This window comes from Haematobacter genomosp. 1, from assembly GCF_002196855.1.
Lineage (GTDB): Bacteria > Pseudomonadota > Alphaproteobacteria > Rhodobacterales > Rhodobacteraceae > Haematobacter.
Map to the genome: position 1 here is coordinate 1 of NZ_NIPW01000046.1, position 16,492 is coordinate 16,492.

21 protein-coding genes are annotated in these 16,492 nt (G+C 62.2%); 16 read left to right on the forward strand and 5 right to left on the reverse strand.

Annotated features, from left to right (window positions below; all coding sequences use genetic code 11):
• Positions 1 to 69 precede the first annotated feature (69 nt).
• The 8 genes from CDV49_RS20550 (at position 70) to CDV49_RS18105 (ending at position 3,374) form a co-directional block, all read left to right on the forward strand.
• The gene (locus tag CDV49_RS20550; protein WP_179209261.1) at positions 70 to 471 is read left to right on the forward strand and encodes a hypothetical protein; all 402 of its coding nucleotides are present in this window, start codon (positions 70 to 72) and stop codon (positions 469 to 471) included.
• A 15-nt stretch (positions 472 to 486) separates the two neighbouring features.
• A complete protein-coding gene (locus tag CDV49_RS18075; protein ID WP_088216781.1) occupies positions 487 to 768 on the forward strand; it encodes a hypothetical protein in 282 nt (93 codons plus the stop codon).
• A gap of 62 nt (positions 769 to 830) precedes the next feature.
• Entirely contained in the window at positions 831 to 1,133 is a 303-nt protein-coding gene (locus CDV49_RS18080; protein WP_088216782.1) for a hypothetical protein, read from the forward strand.
• 8 nt (positions 1,134 to 1,141) lie between these two features.
• On the forward strand, positions 1,142 to 1,381 hold the full coding sequence (locus tag CDV49_RS18085; RefSeq protein ID WP_088216783.1) for a hypothetical protein: 240 nt from the start codon (positions 1,142 to 1,144) through the stop codon (positions 1,379 to 1,381).
• Between the two features lie 69 nt (positions 1,382 to 1,450).
• Positions 1,451 to 1,822 (forward strand): hypothetical protein, encoded by a 372-nt coding sequence (locus CDV49_RS20310; protein WP_143413201.1) that lies wholly within the window; start codon positions 1,451 to 1,453, stop codon positions 1,820 to 1,822.
• A 112-nt stretch (positions 1,823 to 1,934) separates the two neighbouring features.
• Positions 1,935 to 2,369 carry a hypothetical protein gene (locus CDV49_RS18095; protein ID WP_143413202.1) on the forward strand — a complete coding sequence of 145 codons (435 nt, stop codon included), beginning with the start codon at positions 1,935 to 1,937 and terminating at the stop codon, positions 2,367 to 2,369.
• A gap of 453 nt (positions 2,370 to 2,822) precedes the next feature.
• Positions 2,823 to 3,080 (forward strand): DUF1640 domain-containing protein, encoded by a 258-nt coding sequence (locus CDV49_RS18100; RefSeq protein WP_088216785.1) that lies wholly within the window; start codon positions 2,823 to 2,825, stop codon positions 3,078 to 3,080.
• Between the two features lie 63 nt (positions 3,081 to 3,143).
• A complete protein-coding gene (locus CDV49_RS18105; RefSeq protein WP_143413203.1) occupies positions 3,144 to 3,374 on the forward strand; it encodes a hypothetical protein in 231 nt (76 codons plus the stop codon).
• A 16-nt stretch (positions 3,375 to 3,390) separates the two neighbouring features.
• Here CDV49_RS18105 and CDV49_RS20315 read toward each other — a convergent pair whose 3' ends face one another.
• The gene (locus CDV49_RS20315; protein ID WP_143413204.1) at positions 3,391 to 3,642 is read right to left on the reverse strand and encodes a hypothetical protein; all 252 of its coding nucleotides are present in this window, start codon (positions 3,640 to 3,642) and stop codon (positions 3,391 to 3,393) included.
• 805 nt (positions 3,643 to 4,447) lie between these two features.
• On the opposite strand from CDV49_RS20315, the gene CDV49_RS18110 reads away from it, so the two are divergent.
• The 3 genes from CDV49_RS18110 (at position 4,448) to CDV49_RS20555 (ending at position 7,118) form a co-directional block, all read left to right on the forward strand.
• Positions 4,448 to 5,785: a DUF3560 domain-containing protein gene (locus CDV49_RS18110; RefSeq protein ID WP_088216787.1), complete on the forward strand. Its 1,338-nt coding sequence runs from the start codon at positions 4,448 to 4,450 to the stop codon at positions 5,783 to 5,785.
• The gene (locus CDV49_RS18115; RefSeq protein ID WP_088216788.1) at positions 5,782 to 6,387 is read left to right on the forward strand and encodes a methyltransferase type 11; all 606 of its coding nucleotides are present in this window, start codon (positions 5,782 to 5,784) and stop codon (positions 6,385 to 6,387) included. Before CDV49_RS18110 ends, CDV49_RS18115 begins: the two co-directional genes overlap by 4 nt.
• Positions 6,388 to 6,959: 572 nt before the next feature.
• On the forward strand, positions 6,960 to 7,118 hold the full coding sequence (locus tag CDV49_RS20555) for a hypothetical protein (protein WP_179209262.1): 159 nt from the start codon (positions 6,960 to 6,962) through the stop codon (positions 7,116 to 7,118).
• A gap of 33 nt (positions 7,119 to 7,151) precedes the next feature.
• Here the strand turns inward: CDV49_RS20555 and CDV49_RS18120 are convergent, their stop codons facing one another.
• A complete protein-coding gene (locus tag CDV49_RS18120) occupies positions 7,152 to 7,643 on the reverse strand; it encodes a helix-turn-helix domain-containing protein (protein WP_179209263.1) in 492 nt (163 codons plus the stop codon).
• Positions 7,644 to 8,373: 730 nt separating this feature from the next.
• Between CDV49_RS18120 and CDV49_RS18125 the strand changes: the two genes are divergently transcribed.
• Positions 8,374 to 9,240: a DUF932 domain-containing protein gene (locus CDV49_RS18125; protein ID WP_088216790.1), complete on the forward strand. Its 867-nt coding sequence runs from the start codon at positions 8,374 to 8,376 to the stop codon at positions 9,238 to 9,240.
• Positions 9,241 to 9,295: 55 nt separating this feature from the next.
• Positions 9,296 to 9,583 (forward strand): hypothetical protein, encoded by a 288-nt coding sequence (locus CDV49_RS18130; protein ID WP_088216791.1) that lies wholly within the window; start codon positions 9,296 to 9,298, stop codon positions 9,581 to 9,583.
• Positions 9,584 to 9,856: 273 nt separating this feature from the next.
• On the opposite strand, the gene CDV49_RS21020 is transcribed toward CDV49_RS18130, so the two are convergent.
• Genes CDV49_RS21020 through CDV49_RS18145 form a run of 3 tightly spaced genes read right to left on the reverse strand, consistent with a single transcriptional unit; the run spans position 9,857 to position 12,325 of the window.
• Positions 9,857 to 10,912 (reverse strand): SOS response-associated peptidase, encoded by a 1,056-nt coding sequence (locus CDV49_RS21020; RefSeq protein ID WP_306424958.1) that lies wholly within the window; start codon positions 10,910 to 10,912, stop codon positions 9,857 to 9,859.
• Positions 10,913 to 10,925: 13 nt separating this feature from the next.
• Positions 10,926 to 11,621, reverse strand: a complete 696-nt coding sequence (locus CDV49_RS18140) for a VirC2 family conjugal transfer protein (RefSeq protein WP_088216792.1) — start codon at positions 11,619 to 11,621, stop codon at positions 10,926 to 10,928.
• A complete protein-coding gene (locus CDV49_RS18145) occupies positions 11,618 to 12,325 on the reverse strand; it encodes an AAA family ATPase (RefSeq protein ID WP_088216793.1) in 708 nt (235 codons plus the stop codon). Before CDV49_RS18145 ends, CDV49_RS18140 begins: the two co-directional genes overlap by 4 nt.
• 674 nt (positions 12,326 to 12,999) lie before the next feature.
• On the opposite strand from CDV49_RS18145, the gene CDV49_RS18150 reads away from it, so the two are divergent.
• From CDV49_RS18150 to CDV49_RS18160, 3 genes are all read left to right on the forward strand, one after another.
• Entirely contained in the window at positions 13,000 to 13,512 is a 513-nt protein-coding gene (locus CDV49_RS18150; RefSeq protein ID WP_256947399.1) for a DNA mobilization endonuclease VirD1/MobC family subunit, read from the forward strand.
• Positions 13,509 to 15,893, forward strand: coding sequence for a relaxase/mobilization nuclease domain-containing protein (locus tag CDV49_RS18155; RefSeq protein ID WP_088216795.1), 2,385 nt, complete (start codon positions 13,509 to 13,511; stop codon positions 15,891 to 15,893). The genes CDV49_RS18150 and CDV49_RS18155 overlap by 4 nt, the downstream gene beginning before the upstream one ends.
• A gap of 10 nt (positions 15,894 to 15,903) precedes the next feature.
• Positions 15,904 to 16,492, forward strand: a 589-nt coding sequence (locus CDV49_RS18160) for a type IV secretory system conjugative DNA transfer family protein (protein WP_179209264.1), incomplete at its 3' end; no start/stop codon positions are given.

Consider the following 16,492-nt stretch of genomic DNA (forward strand, 5'->3'; position numbering starts at 1 on the left):
GGCGCAGCCCATCGGCGGAAGAAGGCACCAGACCCGAACCGCCAGCCGCAACACGAAAGGAAATGCCAAATGGCTGACTCCACCACCTACCGCCTTCAATCCTCGCCCGCTTGCCACACCCCCGGCGTGATCGCGTGGGCAATCAATGGCTATGCCTTCGAGGCTGACCGCCCGCAGATCACCCGCTACATCGCTGACGTGTTCCCGAGCGTTCCGCGTCAGGCCGTCGAGCAGCTTTTGACCAAGGCCGTTCCCTTCACCATCGAGGATGAAGCCGTAGTTTTCACCGTCGAGGAAACTGCCCCTGTCATGCCGACGCTGACATGCCGCAAGTGTTCGGTCGTGAACCCGCTTGTATACTTCGGCCCCGTCACCGTGGACGGCGTAGGAACATGCGTCTGTTTCGCCTGCGCTAAGGCGCGGCTTTGGCTCGATCAGAACGGCGACCTTCGCCACGACATTCAGGTTTGAAGGGAGGGTCGCGACATGCTGCACCAGTATAACCCGCAACGATTCACGATGCGCGAGGTGGGCGGGATCGTCCGCAAGATCGGCACCATTCCGGTCGGCTCGATCATTCGGATGCACCCCTCCGGCACCAAGGTTCGCGTGGAAGCATGGCTTCCCCGCGACTACGCCACCTATCGCCGTGGCGTGTTCCGCACCACGCGTATCGTTGGTGGACACCTCGCCCTTGTGCGCCGCCTTCGGGACAATGAGGTTTTCCCCCTGTCCGATTGTCACCTGCTGGACGCCCCCGAGGCATAGCCCACCGCATGAACCACAACGGAAAGCGGCATCCCCGCTTTCCGCCAGACAGGAGCGAGAACATGAAAATCTGGACGATCACGACCGTAGACGACGAGCGCAACATCAAGACGGAGATTGCCCTGTCGGCGGTCGAAGCCGAAGCCGTCGCCCTCGCGTCGGTCAGGCTGCTTTGGCAGGAGACGATTGATAGCGGTCCCATGCCGCCTGAATGGCGTGAGGCAATCAATCGACTCCGCAACTATTGGGGTTTGAACGACTCCGTGACGATCATCGAGCATACGGCCCCGCCACCCCTTGCCCGCATCATTGTTCAACCCGTCCGCTGCCGGATCATGCGGGTGCTTGGCGTAACGAGCCTATAGGAGCTGACATGATCGAGGGACCGTTCAAAACCTATCGCCATTTTGAGAATACGGATGACGCAATCGCTTTCCGCAAGGAGCATGGAACCGGAGGCTGGATCTTCTCGATTACCGACACCGGCGAGGCGATCCTGTTTCCGTGGCAGATGACGCCGAGCCAAGTGCTGGATTCGCCATATGTCCGACCGTTCAACGGTCGTTTGATCGGTCACGTCCCCGCCACGGCCGGAGACGCTGACACCGCCTAGCATCCTAAAACCGGATTGCCCCAACGGAAAGCGGCATCCCCGCTTTCCGCCAGACAGGAGATCATTGACATGACCATCGGAGAGACCATCGGAGAGACCATCGGAGAACTTGAACGCCGCGCCGGGATCGAGCAGACCCCGGAAGCCCGCGCGCTGTTTTGGAAACCCTTTGCCCATCTTGACGCCCGCGCCATGCTCGATGCCGGACGCGAGGCATTGTATCGCCGTATCGAAGCGCAGTCCCGCGACAGCGCCGAAGCAGCGGACGGCGTGACAGCCGAGGAACAGAACGCGTTGCGGGCCTTCGCAGCCGAACATGGGCGTTGCTGGAAAGCGGAACTGCGAAAGCAATGGATGAACGCCAGCGCCGAGCCTGTTCTTCACCGCCTACGCAATCGGCTTGGCCCCTCGTGGCTTGTTCGGTTCCGGCTTGATCGCTGACTGGATGCCCCAACAGCGAAAACGCCTTGCGTGACACGAACCCGCAAGAAAGGGTGGACCCATGAGGAATATCTATCATCGCATCTATCTTGCGGGATATGGCGGCTGGCGGATGCCCCGCCGCCTTCGCAAGCTGATAGCCGGAACGCAGACGCATCGCGCATGGCTTCTGGGCATCACCGGATGTTTTGAACAAGATGGCGTCCGATACGGCCCTGCCTTTCCCTACGAAGCGGCATGGCAGCAAGACAATTCCGACGACACAGGGACAGGACCGATGGCGAAGCACGAAGCTCTTTTCAGCGAAGGGATGCTTGTCATCCGCAATCTTCTGGAAGGCCGGATGCTGACCAGAACGCAACCCGGCCCCGATGCCGCCTTGCTTGTCGCAGAGGCATATCACAACCTGCGCGATGACGATTGCAGCTTGTCGATCGTCGCCGCCCGCTTGCGGGAATTGCGGGCAAAATATCCTGATGCCCCGTCATGGATGCCCAAGGCTTATTCGTGGCTCGAAGATCAGCCCGAACCTTTCCACCTCGCCTAGACGCGCGGTTGAGATAGGCCGGAAAACCGCCTAGACTCCCTCGCGTAGACTTTTCCAGTTGCGGCTAACTGGAACCTCGGCCCTGCTTCGGCAGGGCCTTTTTTCTGGACGGGTCGATCCGGTCAAGTTCACCTGCCTTGTCCTGGGCGGTGCCCAAGACCAGACAGGTGCGGCGCTGCGCGCGCCGCGGGCCTGTCGGCCGAGATCCGGTTGCGCCATCGAAGGAGCCTCGCTGTTAACCGCCGCCTGACGGCGACGGGCGAGGCGTGACCCACCACACGGTCTTGTCATTCTACCACAGCGTTCAAGGACGGCGCCGCGCTGAAGAAGCGCGGCTTGCAAGTCGGGCTGCGCCCGATCCTTGACCTGCCGTGTCCGTATGCCCGCGACCGCGCTGCGGGTCAGTAGCTTTCAGCCGGTTTTCAACCTATATTCAGTCGAGAGGAGCCACAGATGGCCGACATGATGCACTTCGATACCCACCAGTTCGCACGGAAGCTGAAAACGGCCGGGTTCGGTGACGAACAAGTTGATGTTCTGATTGGGCTTGCCGTCGAGAGCACGCCCAAGGAGCTTGTCACCAAATCGGACCTGAAATCCGAGATGAACCTGCTTGAGCATCGGCTGACGCTGAAAATCGGCGGCATGATCGTCGGGGCCGTGGCGATCTTCGCTGCGATCGGGCGCTTCCTGCCCAACGTCGCCCCATAGGGCGACGTGCGGCCCCTGGCGGGGCCGCTTTACTGTCGTGCCAAATGCCAATCGGAGCGGATGATGAAGATAGTCAGACGGGTGTTGAATGGCTGCGGCCGAGCCGTCATCGCCGTTCTGGACGTGATATTCTTCTACCGGCCCGGTCAGAAACCAACCGATCTGGACGCCTACGACTGGCCCGAACCTGTCAGCCCACATGAAGCGCATAAAGCGTTTGCCGCAAAGATGCAGGTAAACACGGAAGAACGGAAACGCCGCGCCGTGCGCGACGGGGAAAGGTTTGGCCGATGACACCCTACCGACCGTCTTACTTATGGTGATACCATTCGCGCAGGCGGATCAGGTGTGACGAATATGACGAATCGTAAGGGGCAAGGACGTTCTCTGATTTCGGTCGTCGCTTAGGCTGTTCGACCGATTTCCCTTTCTTCTTACCAAGAAGCCTTTTCAGGTCATTTCTGATAATCGTCCGGTTGCCTTTTGTGTCGCGCGCAGCGCCGGCCAAAATCCAAAGCACAGCCAGAGCAGCAGCGAAAGCGATCATTCCCTCAAAGATCATTGCAAAACCTGCTATGCGAACCAAACACAGCTTAGATTGCAGATGCCTCTACCGGCAATGCGCGAGATAGTATCATGGCAAATCCCTCGTGTCGTTCGGTCTAGGGCTATCGCCCTGGACCGCCCGCCCCGAGGGACCGCGCCCTAGGCTCCGGCCGGCAAGACCGGCCTACGCCCCGAGCTTCCCCCATCCGTCTCCCTGCGGGCCAAGTGCGGCGCGAACTGTCTCCATGAGCCAGCCCGCGCCGCGCCCGCATGGTCGTCGGCCGGGGGCGATCTCGGCCCTTCGGGTGACGGTCGCTTTTGCGAGGTCGATCTATGAGCCTTCATCAGCGACAGAACTACAGGTTCAGTCCTGATTCCTCATAGTTGAGCCGCAAGTCCCTGTTTTATCAGGTCGGGCTATCATATTTAGAGATCGCGGCATCGTGCCGGGATCGAGGTTGATCCGAAGGTCAGGCCGGGGGATCGACGCGGCCCGAGGGGCCGCGCTCACCCCCGCCCTGCGGTTTTTCCTTTTCGTGTTTCCGCCCAACAGACCTGCCCGAGCCGGTCAATCGGCAAGCGCCGCGCTGCGCGCGTCGGTTCCGGCGGGGGCCGTGTCCTCGCTGCGCTGCGGGCCGCACCACCCCCCGCCTCCGCCCGATTGACAGTCTCGGTCAGGCCCGTGGGTCGGGCTGTGCCCTCCCCACTCTGTTCCGCCGAATACATGCGTATTCGTCAGACCAGACCGGCGAGGCGCAGCCCATCGGCGGAAGAAGGCAACAGACCCGAACCGCCAGCCGCAACACGAAAGGAAAGACCAGATGACCACGATTTCCGCGACCTACTCGCCCGAGGACAACAAAATCCGCCTCTATGCTTCCGCCCGTCTCGATGCCGAAACTTTCCAGCGCGTGAAGGATGCCGGTTTCAAATGGGCACCGAAACAGGAGCTTTTCGTGGCCCCCGCATGGTCCTGCGCCCGCGAGGATTTGGCGCTGGAACTGGCGGGCGAGATCGAGCCGGAAGAAATGACCTTGGCCGAACGCGCCCAGATGAAAGCCGACCGGCTGGACGCCATCGCGGACAAACGCGCCGCCGAGGCCAGCGCCTATTCCCGCGCCGCCAATGAACTTTCCCGCGCTTTCGAGTTTGGGCAGCCGATCCTTGTGGGCCACCATTCCGAGCGGAAGGCCCGCAAGACGCAAGAGCGGATGCACAGCGCGCAGGACAAAGCCGCTAAGGCTCACAAGGCAATCGGCTACTGGCATTATCGGGCCGAAGGCGTCGAGGCTCACGCGAACCACAAGAACGATCCGAAGGTGAGGGCGCGGCGGATTCACACGCTTCTGGCCGAACTGCGCGACCTGCAACGCCGGTTGAACACCGCGCACAAGGCCCTTGCGGCGTGGGAGAAGCTGACCACGGACAACCTTATCCGCATGGCCCTTGGTCGCGGTGATTTCTGCGCTTACAACCTTTATTCCGTAGTTGAACGCGGCGAGATGACCCCGCAGGAGGCCCGCGAAAAGGCTATGGCGGGGGCGCGTTCGACCATCGAGAGCGGCAACCTGTCCCGCTGGATCATGCACACCCTCAATCGCCTGTCCTATGAACGGGAGATGCTGGGCGAGGTGCCGCGCTATGAGGGCGAGATTACCCCGACCATGCTGCAAATGTTCGTCCGCGAACACGGGGCCGACAAGCCAAAGGGCGCGAAGCTGGACACCGACCTTTTCGCGGTGGAATGCGAAGCCCCGTTGCCCGCGCATATCGCCCAAGGATCGAGCCTTGAACTGTCCGCCGACGAATGGCGCGACCTGATGCAGTCCTGCGGCTACCTGCCCCCCGCGAAGAAGGACGCCAAGCCCCCGATCCTCAATTACAAAGCCCCATCCGGCATGGTTTCCGTGGTGAACCCGCACCGCCGCGAGGCCGAGAACCTGCCCCAAGTCGAAATGACCAAAGCGGAATATGCCAAGATTTACGCCGAGCAGCGCGGCACCCGCCTTTCGACCTGCGGCGGCTTCCGTGTGCGGATCGCGCCGAACTCGAAGCACGAAGGCCCCCGCTATATGGCCGGATGGGCGGCTATCCTCATCACCGACCAGAAACAACACGACACGCCCGAAAGCGTCGAGGATATGGAGGCCGCGGCATGACCCGCCCCGCCATCTACAGCCGCCCCGCAAAGCCCCTGACCATTCCGGTCAGGGCGCGACGGGACGCGCCCGCCCTGGCGCTGGACGCCGTGCCCGAGGTGATCGCGGTGGACCGCGCCACGGAATGCCACGTCACCCCCGACGCCGTGGCGCGGCGCATGGTCGATTATCTCGGTCCCGTGGGCGATTATCTCACCCTTGAGCCGAGCGCCGGGACCGGCCAGCTTGCTCGGGCGCTGATCGCGTCGGGACACAGCCCGCGCGAACTGACCCTGATCGAGCGGCATCACGCCCTTGCCGCCACGCTGCGCGGGATCGGCCCGACGCTGCACCGCTGTTTTCTGGAATATGCCGACGAGGTGCGCGGCGCGGCCGAGTTTCCCCGCGTCATCATGAATCCGCCTTTCCGCGACGTGCGAAAGCATGTTGCCGCCGCGTTGGCCCTTCTGGGCCGAGGCGGACACGCCGAGCCTGCAACACTGGTCGCGCTGGTGCCGGTCACGTTCGACCACCCCGAGGCCGAGCATCTGGAAACCCTGCCCCCCGACACCTTCAGCGCGGCGCGGGTGCATACCAAGATCATAAGGATTCAGCGCAGTTGATCGACATGGGGGGCCGCGAGGCCCCTCTTTTCGTTCGCGGTCATGGTGCCCGATGACAGGAACGCCAAAGGGCGTCCCTGCCACCGGCCTTGCGCTGTCCGCGCGGGACCGCTGCGCGGGAAGAAGAAAGCGCACCTGGCGGCGCGCTTGCGGTTTGAGGGGCGGTTTTCCACCCCGGCTTTGCCGGGGCTTGCAACCGCCGAGCCGGACGCGCCCCCATAGCGCGAAGGGAGGCGAGGCGGTTGTGGTAAACCGCTGGCGCAGCGGTTTGCGTCCTTGCGTGGAGGGGCCGCGATGCGGCCCCCGACCTTGAGAAAGCCCGGAACGCAGCACCGGAGCTGACCCGCCACCACCGGGATTTCAGGATCGAGCGCGCCGTTTTGGGCATCCGACCTGATGGCCCGCCGCTCCTTTGAGTGACTGTCGATTTATTGCTGCTCAGTTTGCTACGGCCCGGACCGGCGCAAGGGCTGCGCCCTTCTCCACTGCGTTCCGACCCTGCGGGTGCGCCAGTCCTTAAAGCCTTCGCCACTTTGAGCCGCAATCGACACTCACTCAAAGGAGCTACCATCATGACCAAGATCCTCGCCACTCTGCGCTCGATCCTGAAATCCCTCACCACCAAGGCGAAAATCAGCGTCTCCGTCGCCCTAAGCGTTCCGGGCTTCCTCAAGGTCGAAGTCAGCTACGCCCGCGACCTCACCGAGCCACGGAAGGACAAGGACGCCTAACGGCGTCCGGCCCGCCCTTCGGGCGGGCCTTTCCTACCGCTGCCATTCCCCGATCCCGTCCCAAAGATCGTTCAGGATGCCCGAGGCCCGATAGGTCCGGCCGCTGTCGTCCGGAAAGAAATTCTGGATCGCCGCGTGCATCGCGTCCATGCCCCCGAGCTGGTGCAACGCCTCGCCAGCCGCTCGTATGTCCTCAAGCACGGCCCCCGACACCTGCGAAGGAAGCGACGCAGCTTCGACCGCCAGAAAAGCATCTCGGGCCATTTGATAGGTTCGGAAAACTCGCATGTGATCGTGCAGGTTCGGCTTCCGCGTGAAGGTGCCGGTCAGAAGCCACTGAGCATCAACGTTCAACTTCGACACGAGCAGGGCTAAAAAGTCTGCTTTGGGTGTGCGGTGAAGATTGATATAATTAGACAACGCGCTTTTGCTGATACCGAACAGTTTTTCTGCATCGCCCAAGGTCAACCCGGATTTGCGGATTGCATACTCGATACGCTGGCCGATCAAAATTGATATGTCCACGTCCGTTCTCCTTTGGATACCTAATTCCACGTTCGTGTTTGGTCCGTCAACCTTATGGCGCATCCCTCGTGCTGTCCGGTCTAGGGCTGTCGCCCTGGACCTCCCTGCCCGAGTGACCGCGCTCTAGGCTCCGGCCGGCTGCACCGGCCTCCGCCCCGAACCGGACTCGCGCCCTCTCCCTTCGCGCCGAAGGGCGCCGGCACTGTCTCTCCGAGCCAGCGCCAGCGCCGCGCGAATGGTCGAGGCCGCGGCCCGTTTCGGCCCTTCGGGTGACGATCGCTTGCGCGGCGGGATCTTCCTGCAGAACGCATCACCAGCTCCACCGTCCTGAAGATCGAGGGCAAGCCGCGCGTGCGGCGCGGCTCCGGTTTGATCCGAAGGACAGGCCGGGGGATCGACGCGGCCCGAGGGGCCGCGCTCACCCCCGCCCTGCGGTTTTTCCTTTTCGTGTTTCCGCCCAACAGACCTGCCCGGGCCGGTCAATCGGCAAGCGCCGCGCTGCGCGCGTCGGCTCCGGCGGGGGCCGTGTCCTCGCTGCGCTGCGGGCCGCACCACCCCCCGCCTCCGCCCGATGGACAGTCTCGGTCAGGCCCGTGGGTCGGGCTGTGCCCTCCCCACTCTGTTCCGCCGAATACATGCGTATTCGTCAGACCAGACCGGCGAGGCGCAGCCCATCGGCGGAAGAAGGCAACAGACCCGAACCGCCAGCCGCAACACGAAAGGAAAGACTATGGGTTATCAGAACTTCATGCGCGGAATGACCAACGGCGGCTCGATCTATGGTCGCGGCGAAGCGTTGACCGACGATGCCTTGCGCGCCCGCGTCCCGTCCATCTTTGCCGCCGAGGCCCACGCCAGCCGCAGCGCCCGCTTTGCGCCCGTGCCGACCATCGACGTGCTGAACAACCTTCGCGCCGAGGGCTTTGAACCCTTCATGGCGCAGCAGGCCCGCACCCGCATCGAGGGCAAGGCCGAGTTTACCAAGCACATGCTGCGTTTGCGCCACCGCTCGATCACCAACGGCGACGGCGAGGCGTTCGAGATCATCCTTGTGAACGCCAACGACGGCACCAGCGCCTATCAGATGCTTCCGGGATTTTTCCGGTTCGTCTGCTCCAATGGCCTTATGGCGGGTGAAACCTTCAGCGAGGTCAAGGTTCGCCATTCCGGAAACGCCATTGGCGAAGTCATCGAAGGCGCATACCGCGTTCTGCAAGATGCCCCGCAGATTGCCGAACGCGTCAAGGAGTTTCGCGCGATCACCTTGCAGGACGAGGAACGCGCGATCCTGGCCGAAGCCGCGCACAGCCTGCGTTTCCCCGCCGCGCACGAGGACGGCGGCAAGGCCGCGCCCGTGTCGGCCGAGAGCTTCATCCGCCCGCGCCGCACGGCCGACCGCGCAACCGACCTTTGGACCGCGTTCAACGTGGTGCAGGAAAACACGATCAAGGGTGGCATGACCGGATACGTTCGCGACGATAAGGGCTATATGCGCCGCCGCAGCGTGCGCGAGGTGGCCGGGATCGACCAGAACCGCAACCTGAACCGCGCCTTGTGGATGCTCACGGAACGCATGGCCGAGCTGAAGGCCGCCTAAGCGCGACAGGCAGGGGGCGGTTTCCGCCCCCTGCCCCTGCAACCGGAGCGAACCGATGGACGATCTATTTCCCGACACGATCAACAAGGGCGCGCATGGCGCGATCTGGTGGGCCGGTTGTTACGAATGCCGCAACTGGCACGGCTTTTTCCAAAGCCGCGAAGGAGGGCGCGGCAATTGGCGGTTTCAGGTGCCGTGGTTTTCGAACGATGACGTGACATGCAGCGTCTATGCGATCACCGAGGCGGGCGAGGTCCAGACCCGTGGCCTGATCCCGATTGACGACAAAGCCCGCATCACCATCATGGGCCGCAAGTATGGTCGCGACCAGTGGGACCATTGATCCGACCCCCTGCCCCATCTCACGCCGGACCCGCCGCGAGGCGGGTTTTTGCGTTCTGGATGTTCATGCGATCGAGGCGTCATGTTGACGTGGCGCGTTCTGGACCTTTCGGCCCAAGCCGCGCCACGCCCGGCGCTGCCCGCGCCGGGGCCGCTGCGCGGCACTTCCTATCGGTTTCCCACAAGGCTCCATCGACCTTCGCCGTTTGATAGGCCGTTCGATTACGCCATGACCGGCCATGCGGCCTTGGAAAACCGGGAGGCTTGTGGCTCCTCAGGCGGCCACAAGCTCCATTGACAGCGCACCGTCCGGCAACGAACGTTGCAGCTCCTGCACCACGCTCCACGGCTCATGCAGCCATGCGTCCCATTCGTCGGGATCGGTCAGAATGACCGGCATCGCCTTGGGATGCACCTTGGCCACCTCCGCATTTGGTTCGGTGGTCAGGAAGGCATAGAGATCATCAGTCGTTTCCCCGTCCTTCAGCTTTCGGATCGAGGTCCATTGCGGAACGTGCAGGCCGGCGAAGAAGGCCGGTCGATCATCGGCGGGGGTGAACCATGCTTTTCCTTCGCCGTGAACCGGCTCGGAAAACGCCGTCAGCGGCACGAGGCACCGGAACCGCGGATCAAGCCACCGGCGCCAATGCGGCGATCCTGTGTTGCGGATGTTCGTGACGCCCTTGTCGATGCCATTTTTTGAATGGAACTGTTTGGGGCTTGGCAAGCCCCACCGCGCCATCACCAATTCCAGACCGTTCCCCTCTGCGCCCGCATGGCGCAGGATCGGGGCCATCGCGTTTGGATAGATCTTCTCCTGCACCGGCAGGTTGCCCAAGCGATCCTCCACCGGGAAACTCCGGAAGATTTCGCGCAGCGCGTCTTGGGGGCGCGTGTGACTGTATAGATTGCACATGGCCGTCTCCGCCCCTTCAACTGCGGGCCGGTCCTGCGGACGCGGCCATGACTCTTTCGGTTTTGCAGGTGAAGCAACTGGCGGCGCTGCGGGTTCCGGTTCTGGCTCAGGAGCGGAAGCGGGCGGCATATCGTTATTCGGTTCGGCCCCTGTCGCTGCACCGGCAGCACGGCGGGCGGTTTCGACCGTCACCGCCTTGAGGTAGGTTTCCAGAACGCGATCCGTTGCCGAGGTCGCCCAGAGGGCCGCCGCCTGGCCCAAATGTTCGTCCGTAAAAGCATCTACGTCCGGCTGCTCCCAGAGCCTGCAAAGGATCGAGATAAGCGCATGTTCCCGATCCTCGGGATGGCAGGCATGAGCCGCATAGACGAGAGCCTTGGCCGCTGCGATGCGACTAACATGAATACCCGTCATCGTCCCCCCTGCCCTATCCGGCGTTTGTTCGGCGGTCCTTTTCAAAGAACAGGGCCAAGGCCCGCTCCGCGATGATCCGGCCGACAGTCATGGGTGGCAGCAACCCGTTAGGGTCCAGAGTCTCCATGCAAAGCTGATACTGCGAAGCGGTCAGCATTTTGGTGCTGCTATGACTGCCTTTGCCGATCGCATAATCACGCGGGCCGTTCGGCAGTGATCCGGCATCCATAAGGGCGCGGTATTCGTCGAACGCCCGCCTGAAAATAGCCTTAAAGGCCAGTTCGGGGCCGTGGTCGCGGGCCAAGCTGTCGTAGCTTGGCGATACACCGTCAGCCGGAAATCGCGGTCGCATCCGGACAGGAATATTTGTCCCACCCGTTTCGGCGGGGGGCGCTTTCTTCGGCGCGGATTCTTGTTTTGGCTGACTTTCGACCGGAGCCGGAGGGGGCGTTTTCGGAGTAGGTTGCGCGCCTTCAGGTTCCGGCGTGACAGGGGGTGTCGGCAGGATCACATCGGGCTTGGCATCGCCCGAACCGGCATCGCCCGCCTTGACGGGCGGGCTGGTGTCCGACGCGAGCGGCGTGGCAACACCCTCCTGTTGCACAGGTGCGGGTTTGGCCTTGTCATCGTGATAACGATTGTCGCGGTTGACCGCCTCGTAAAGCGCGCTGTGATCGACGCCATATTTCTTGAACTGCTTTGCCATCATGCAGCCTCTTCTTCCGTCATTGCGTCGATCAGCTCATCGGCCAAAGCCTGCGCTTCATTCATCGCAACGGACACATGCTGCGCGAGGATCTTCTTGGCAGGAACCTTGGCGATAATCTCATGGTGCAGGTGCAGGAGGCCATTGGCGAAAATGTCTGCAAAGGCTGCGCGGTCGGAGATTTGAGCGTCCATCTGCGGGAGGCGCTGCAAGATTTCATAGCTCTTGCGCTCGGATGCCTTCTGTTTTGCGGTAGGTGTCTGCGTGAGCAGACATGCGACAGGGATTTGCACCCCGGCCTGCTTCATCGCTTCCACCGCGAACGACAAAGTGCGGACCACATACTCAATGTCGATGGGGGTCAGTGATGTAGGCACCAGAACAAAATCGGCGTTGAGGATCGAGCTGGTGTTCAACTCCGAGTCACCGCCGCGCGTGTCGAGCAGTGCGAAGTCAAAGCCTTCATTGCTTGCGGCTTCATATGCCTCCGCCAACGCCTTCTCATCGTGCGCGTCGTAGATCGCGATGCTGTCATCCCACGTCCCGATGCGACGGGCATTGGCCCGCCAGACCTTCAGCGGATTGTTGTTGTCGGCTTCGAAAAGGACGACTTTCTTGCCGCGTCGCACCAGCCCTGAGGTGACTGCCATCAGGGATGTTGTTTTTCCCGCGCCGCCCTTGAATGACGCGAATGAAATGAGCTTCATCTAAATCCCCTCTTGTCGCCATATCGCATTACGCCCGAAGCCACTTGTCGTCTTACGTCGAAGGCAGGTTACGCCACCACCTGCTTTGCGTCAAACCCCGTTTAGCATCTTGGCCGAATACGCCTTTGTCTCGTTGACGACAAGACATGTTGTCGCGCAACGCGGTTAGCCCGGAACCCTGAAAACACTATAGCACATTATCGCTTTATACAGAACATCGCGATAGCCGTTTACGGCACTACCCATCTAGCACGACGCCACCTTACGCTGAATGACAACTTACGCTAGGACACATTTGGCGTCATACCCGCTTACGCCGGTAACACCTTACGCCATTGTCCTGACTTACACCTTACGCCGTTTTTCAACTGACATGTTTGCCCCGCCAGAGCCACGCAACGGCGGAAGCGGCCCTGTGCGCCGCTCAGGGCGCGTTCGGGTTCTGTCGGCACCCTACCCCTACCAAACACCCGAGACGCCCCTCCAGCCCCCTCTCTTCGGCTCTCAGCGCATACCCGAAGGGTTCAGGTTGCCACTCGTGGCAACCCTCAAGCGGAGCTTCCTGCGTCAGCAAGTTTCATCCTAGGGGTGGGTTTAAGTACGGGGCAGGATATATGCAAAGGTAGAACCTTATGCTATGGATATCGAAACCCACCCCACCAAGGCCTCCGCCCATGAGCGATGACCAAAAGCAAAAAGAGCCGTGGAAGAAGCGCCGCATGATCGGCGGGCAGTGGACTGACCCTGATGCGGTGGTGTCCAAGGCAGTCGCGACAAAGACCATTTCCGTCAAGTTGACAGAGGCCGAACTGGCCGAGTTTGACGCTCAGATTGAGAAGTTGAGAGTTAAACGGAACCGCGCATTGCGGATCATGGCCCGCAAGGTGGGCGGTTTTCTGGAAGAGGATGCGGCTTCCGTCGCTCATCTGGCCGACATTTCCCGCCAGCTTCGAGGCATCGCGGTCAACGTGAACCAGATCGCCAAGGCAGCGAACCGCACCACGGACCCGGATTTCATCGCCTTCATGGAAGAGCGGCAACGTCTCGGGAAGGAGCTTTCACGGGTGCAGTCCTACCTTCAGGCCCTGTTCGACATCGACAAGCGCCGGTCTGACGGGGCCGAGAAGCTGCGGATTGCGGCAGAGGTGCCGCTTGAAAAGGCCCCCAAAAGGAAGGCCAAGCGGTGAGCATTCACGTCCCCGATCTTCTGGCAAATGCCCGCAAGGCCCCGCGCTTTTATTCGGCGCTGGATGCGGTCATGGGCGAAGATTGGGCCGAGGTGAAACTTGGCCGTGGCGGGCGAATGTTGCAAATGCAGGTGGCCTTGAAGGCCGCGCATGACAGGGACGTTTCGCCCGGTGGCGCTGCCTATTCCTCGCAGCCATTGCCTGCCATCAATCCGCAATCTGTGGTCAAAATGGTCAAGGGCGGGGGAGCTTCTACAGCGCGGGGGCTGATGGCCCAGATGGATTATCTTAGCCGTCAGGATGATTTGCCGCTCCGCCGTTCAGAGGAATACATGGGCGTCGAGATCGACGCCGAGGAAGCCGCCGCCATGGCGCGCGGCTGGCAGATGCCCACGGAAGGCGGCAAGGCCGACCGCACGTCGCATTTCGTGGTCAGCTTTCCGATCAACACTGACCCCACCGCCGCCGAAGCCTCGGGGCGTGCTTGGGCGCAGGAAATGTTCGGATCGGGCAAGTTCGGCGGCGACCGTTTCGACTATTACACGGCCTTCCACACCGACAAGGATCATCCGCATATCCACGTCATCGTGCATCGGCGCGGGATGGACAACGGAACGTGGCTGGCCGTCTCCAAGCGCAGCGAGTTCAACTACCAGACCTTCCGTGACGTGCATGTGCGCGTTGCGGCTGAGCATGGTATCAACCTTGAGGCCACACCGCGTTTGACCCGTGGTGTTCACCAGCGGGCCGTTCCGGACGCGGAGTTTCGTCGGGCGCAGGCCGAGGGACGCAAGCCAGAAGCCCCGACACATACCGAGGAAAGCGCGATCCGTGCCGCCGCCGCCTTGGTCCACCATGCCCGCCGCCTGGAAGCGGATGCCAACGCATTGAAGGCGACCGATCCGGCTTTTTCCGACCTGTTGCGTGCTGCCTCCGAGCGGCTGGCAAAGGGCCTTGAGATTACCCCCAACAATCACAGCAAAACCTCTCTGACCCAGAAGGATATTTCCCCTATGGCCGAACGTCTTGAGCAGGCGCGCACCGTTGTGCGTGATGAGTTTAACGATATGGACCGCACTGTGTCTGGTTTCCCGCCCGGAGCCGACCGTGTGCGCTTTGAGCGTCAGATTGCGGAGTTGAAAGCTGACGCGGCCCCGTCGATGCCCGAGCGGGATGCACTACGCGCCTATCTGCAACCGGCCCCGGACGGTCAGTATCGCGGTATGCGCGAGGATGGCGATCCACGTCATTCCGAGATAAAGGCCGAGGCCGACCGTCAGGTGAAACAGCTTGCCGAACGGGCGGGACTCAACGGCGATGCCATGATTGCCCGCTATTCCGGCGACGCCCCGTCGCAAGGACTGGCACAGCAGTATGCAGCCTCCGAGGCACAGGAGCGGGAAGTGTCACGCAGCCAGCGCGGCGAGGCCGAAGAAACTCCGTCGCAGCGCAATGCCGCTTTGGCGCAAGCGCATCAGGCAATTCAGCGCGTCTACCGCGAGGCCAACGAGAGGGCTACGGGCATGGGGCCCGAGATTTCGGTCAAGGAGGTTGGAGCCTTGCGCGACCAGTTCCGCGCCGTGGATTGGACGCACCAGTATTCGGATTCGGGCGAGGTTTACCGTCGCGGTCAGGTTCAAGTCGCTGGCGCAGGTGAGGCCCTTGCCAAGTTTGCCAGCCGTTCGCCCGATCATGCTGCCGTAGCATCAGCGGCATGGGACGAGGCGGCGGGCAATACTAATCCGCCTGCCGGATATGTCGCGGCCGACAAGCGCAGCCTATCCCCCGAACAGATCAGTGCTGTTTTCAAAGCCGACGACCGCCAGCCGCAGGCTGAACGCACACCTGTGCGTGTCGATCGTTCTGGCGAAGTAGACATGACGTTGATCCGCATCTTGCAGGACCGCTTTGAAAAGACGGACTTCAACTACGGCTATGCGGACTATCAGCCAGCGCGCGAGCGTGGGCAGGAACAGGTGAAGAATGCGGAAGCTGCGTTCAAATCCTTTGCCGCGAGATCGCCAGCATATGCCGCCGTCGCCTCCGCCGCATGGGATCAGGCAACAGATATCATGCGCCCGCCAGAGGGATACGTTCGTCCGAACGACCGAGTGATCCCCGTTGAACGCACGAACGAGCTGCTACGCGAAGCGGCTCAAACGGATCGGTCCGAACGCGAGATCACCGCCCGTCATGCACAACGCCCTACGGACACCGCAGAGGCAAGAACAACCGACGCGGCCCCGACGCCTCAACCCCGCGCATTGACCGCCGACGAGAAGAAGCTGGCAGACCGCGCCGAGCGTATGGCCGAGGCTGAACGCGACATTGCCGCGCGACAGGCCCGAGGCAAGGACCGCGACAGCGGCCACGGGCTGTAAAGGGCAGGGCATGGCACAGACAACCGAAATAGCAAAGCTCGCCGGTGGCGGGCTTATTCTTGGAGCCTTGCTGGGCGTCGTCGCCGCCAGCGGATATGTGACGTGGCAGACAGGCGGGGATCTCGCCAACATCGAAGTGCTGCGCGTTTTCGACTTCGCGCCCTGGACACGCGGCTACTTTGGCGAACCCTTCCGCATGGCCCTCTATGTCGGCCTTGGCGTCATGGCCGCGCTCACGGTGCTTGTGCCAGCCATCGGTTTCAAGAAGCCATTGAGCAGTCATGGCACGGCCCGTTGGTCCACAAAAGCCGACCTGAAGCGGGCCGAGCTTCTTGCCACCACCGCGAATATCCTTGGCCCGATCTACGGCAAGTTGGGCGGCCCGAGCAGCAGGGGCGAGTTTCTGTCCACGCGCCCCGGCACCGAGGAAATCCCCCATAGCCTCATCACCGCGCCGACCGGCTCCGGCAAGGGCGTTGGGATCGTGGTGCCCACTCTTCTGACTTACAAGGGGTCCGTGTTCTGTCTGGACGTGAAGGGCGAAAACTACGACCTGACCGCCCGCCGCCGCGAAGAGCTGGGCGACCGCGTGTTCAAGT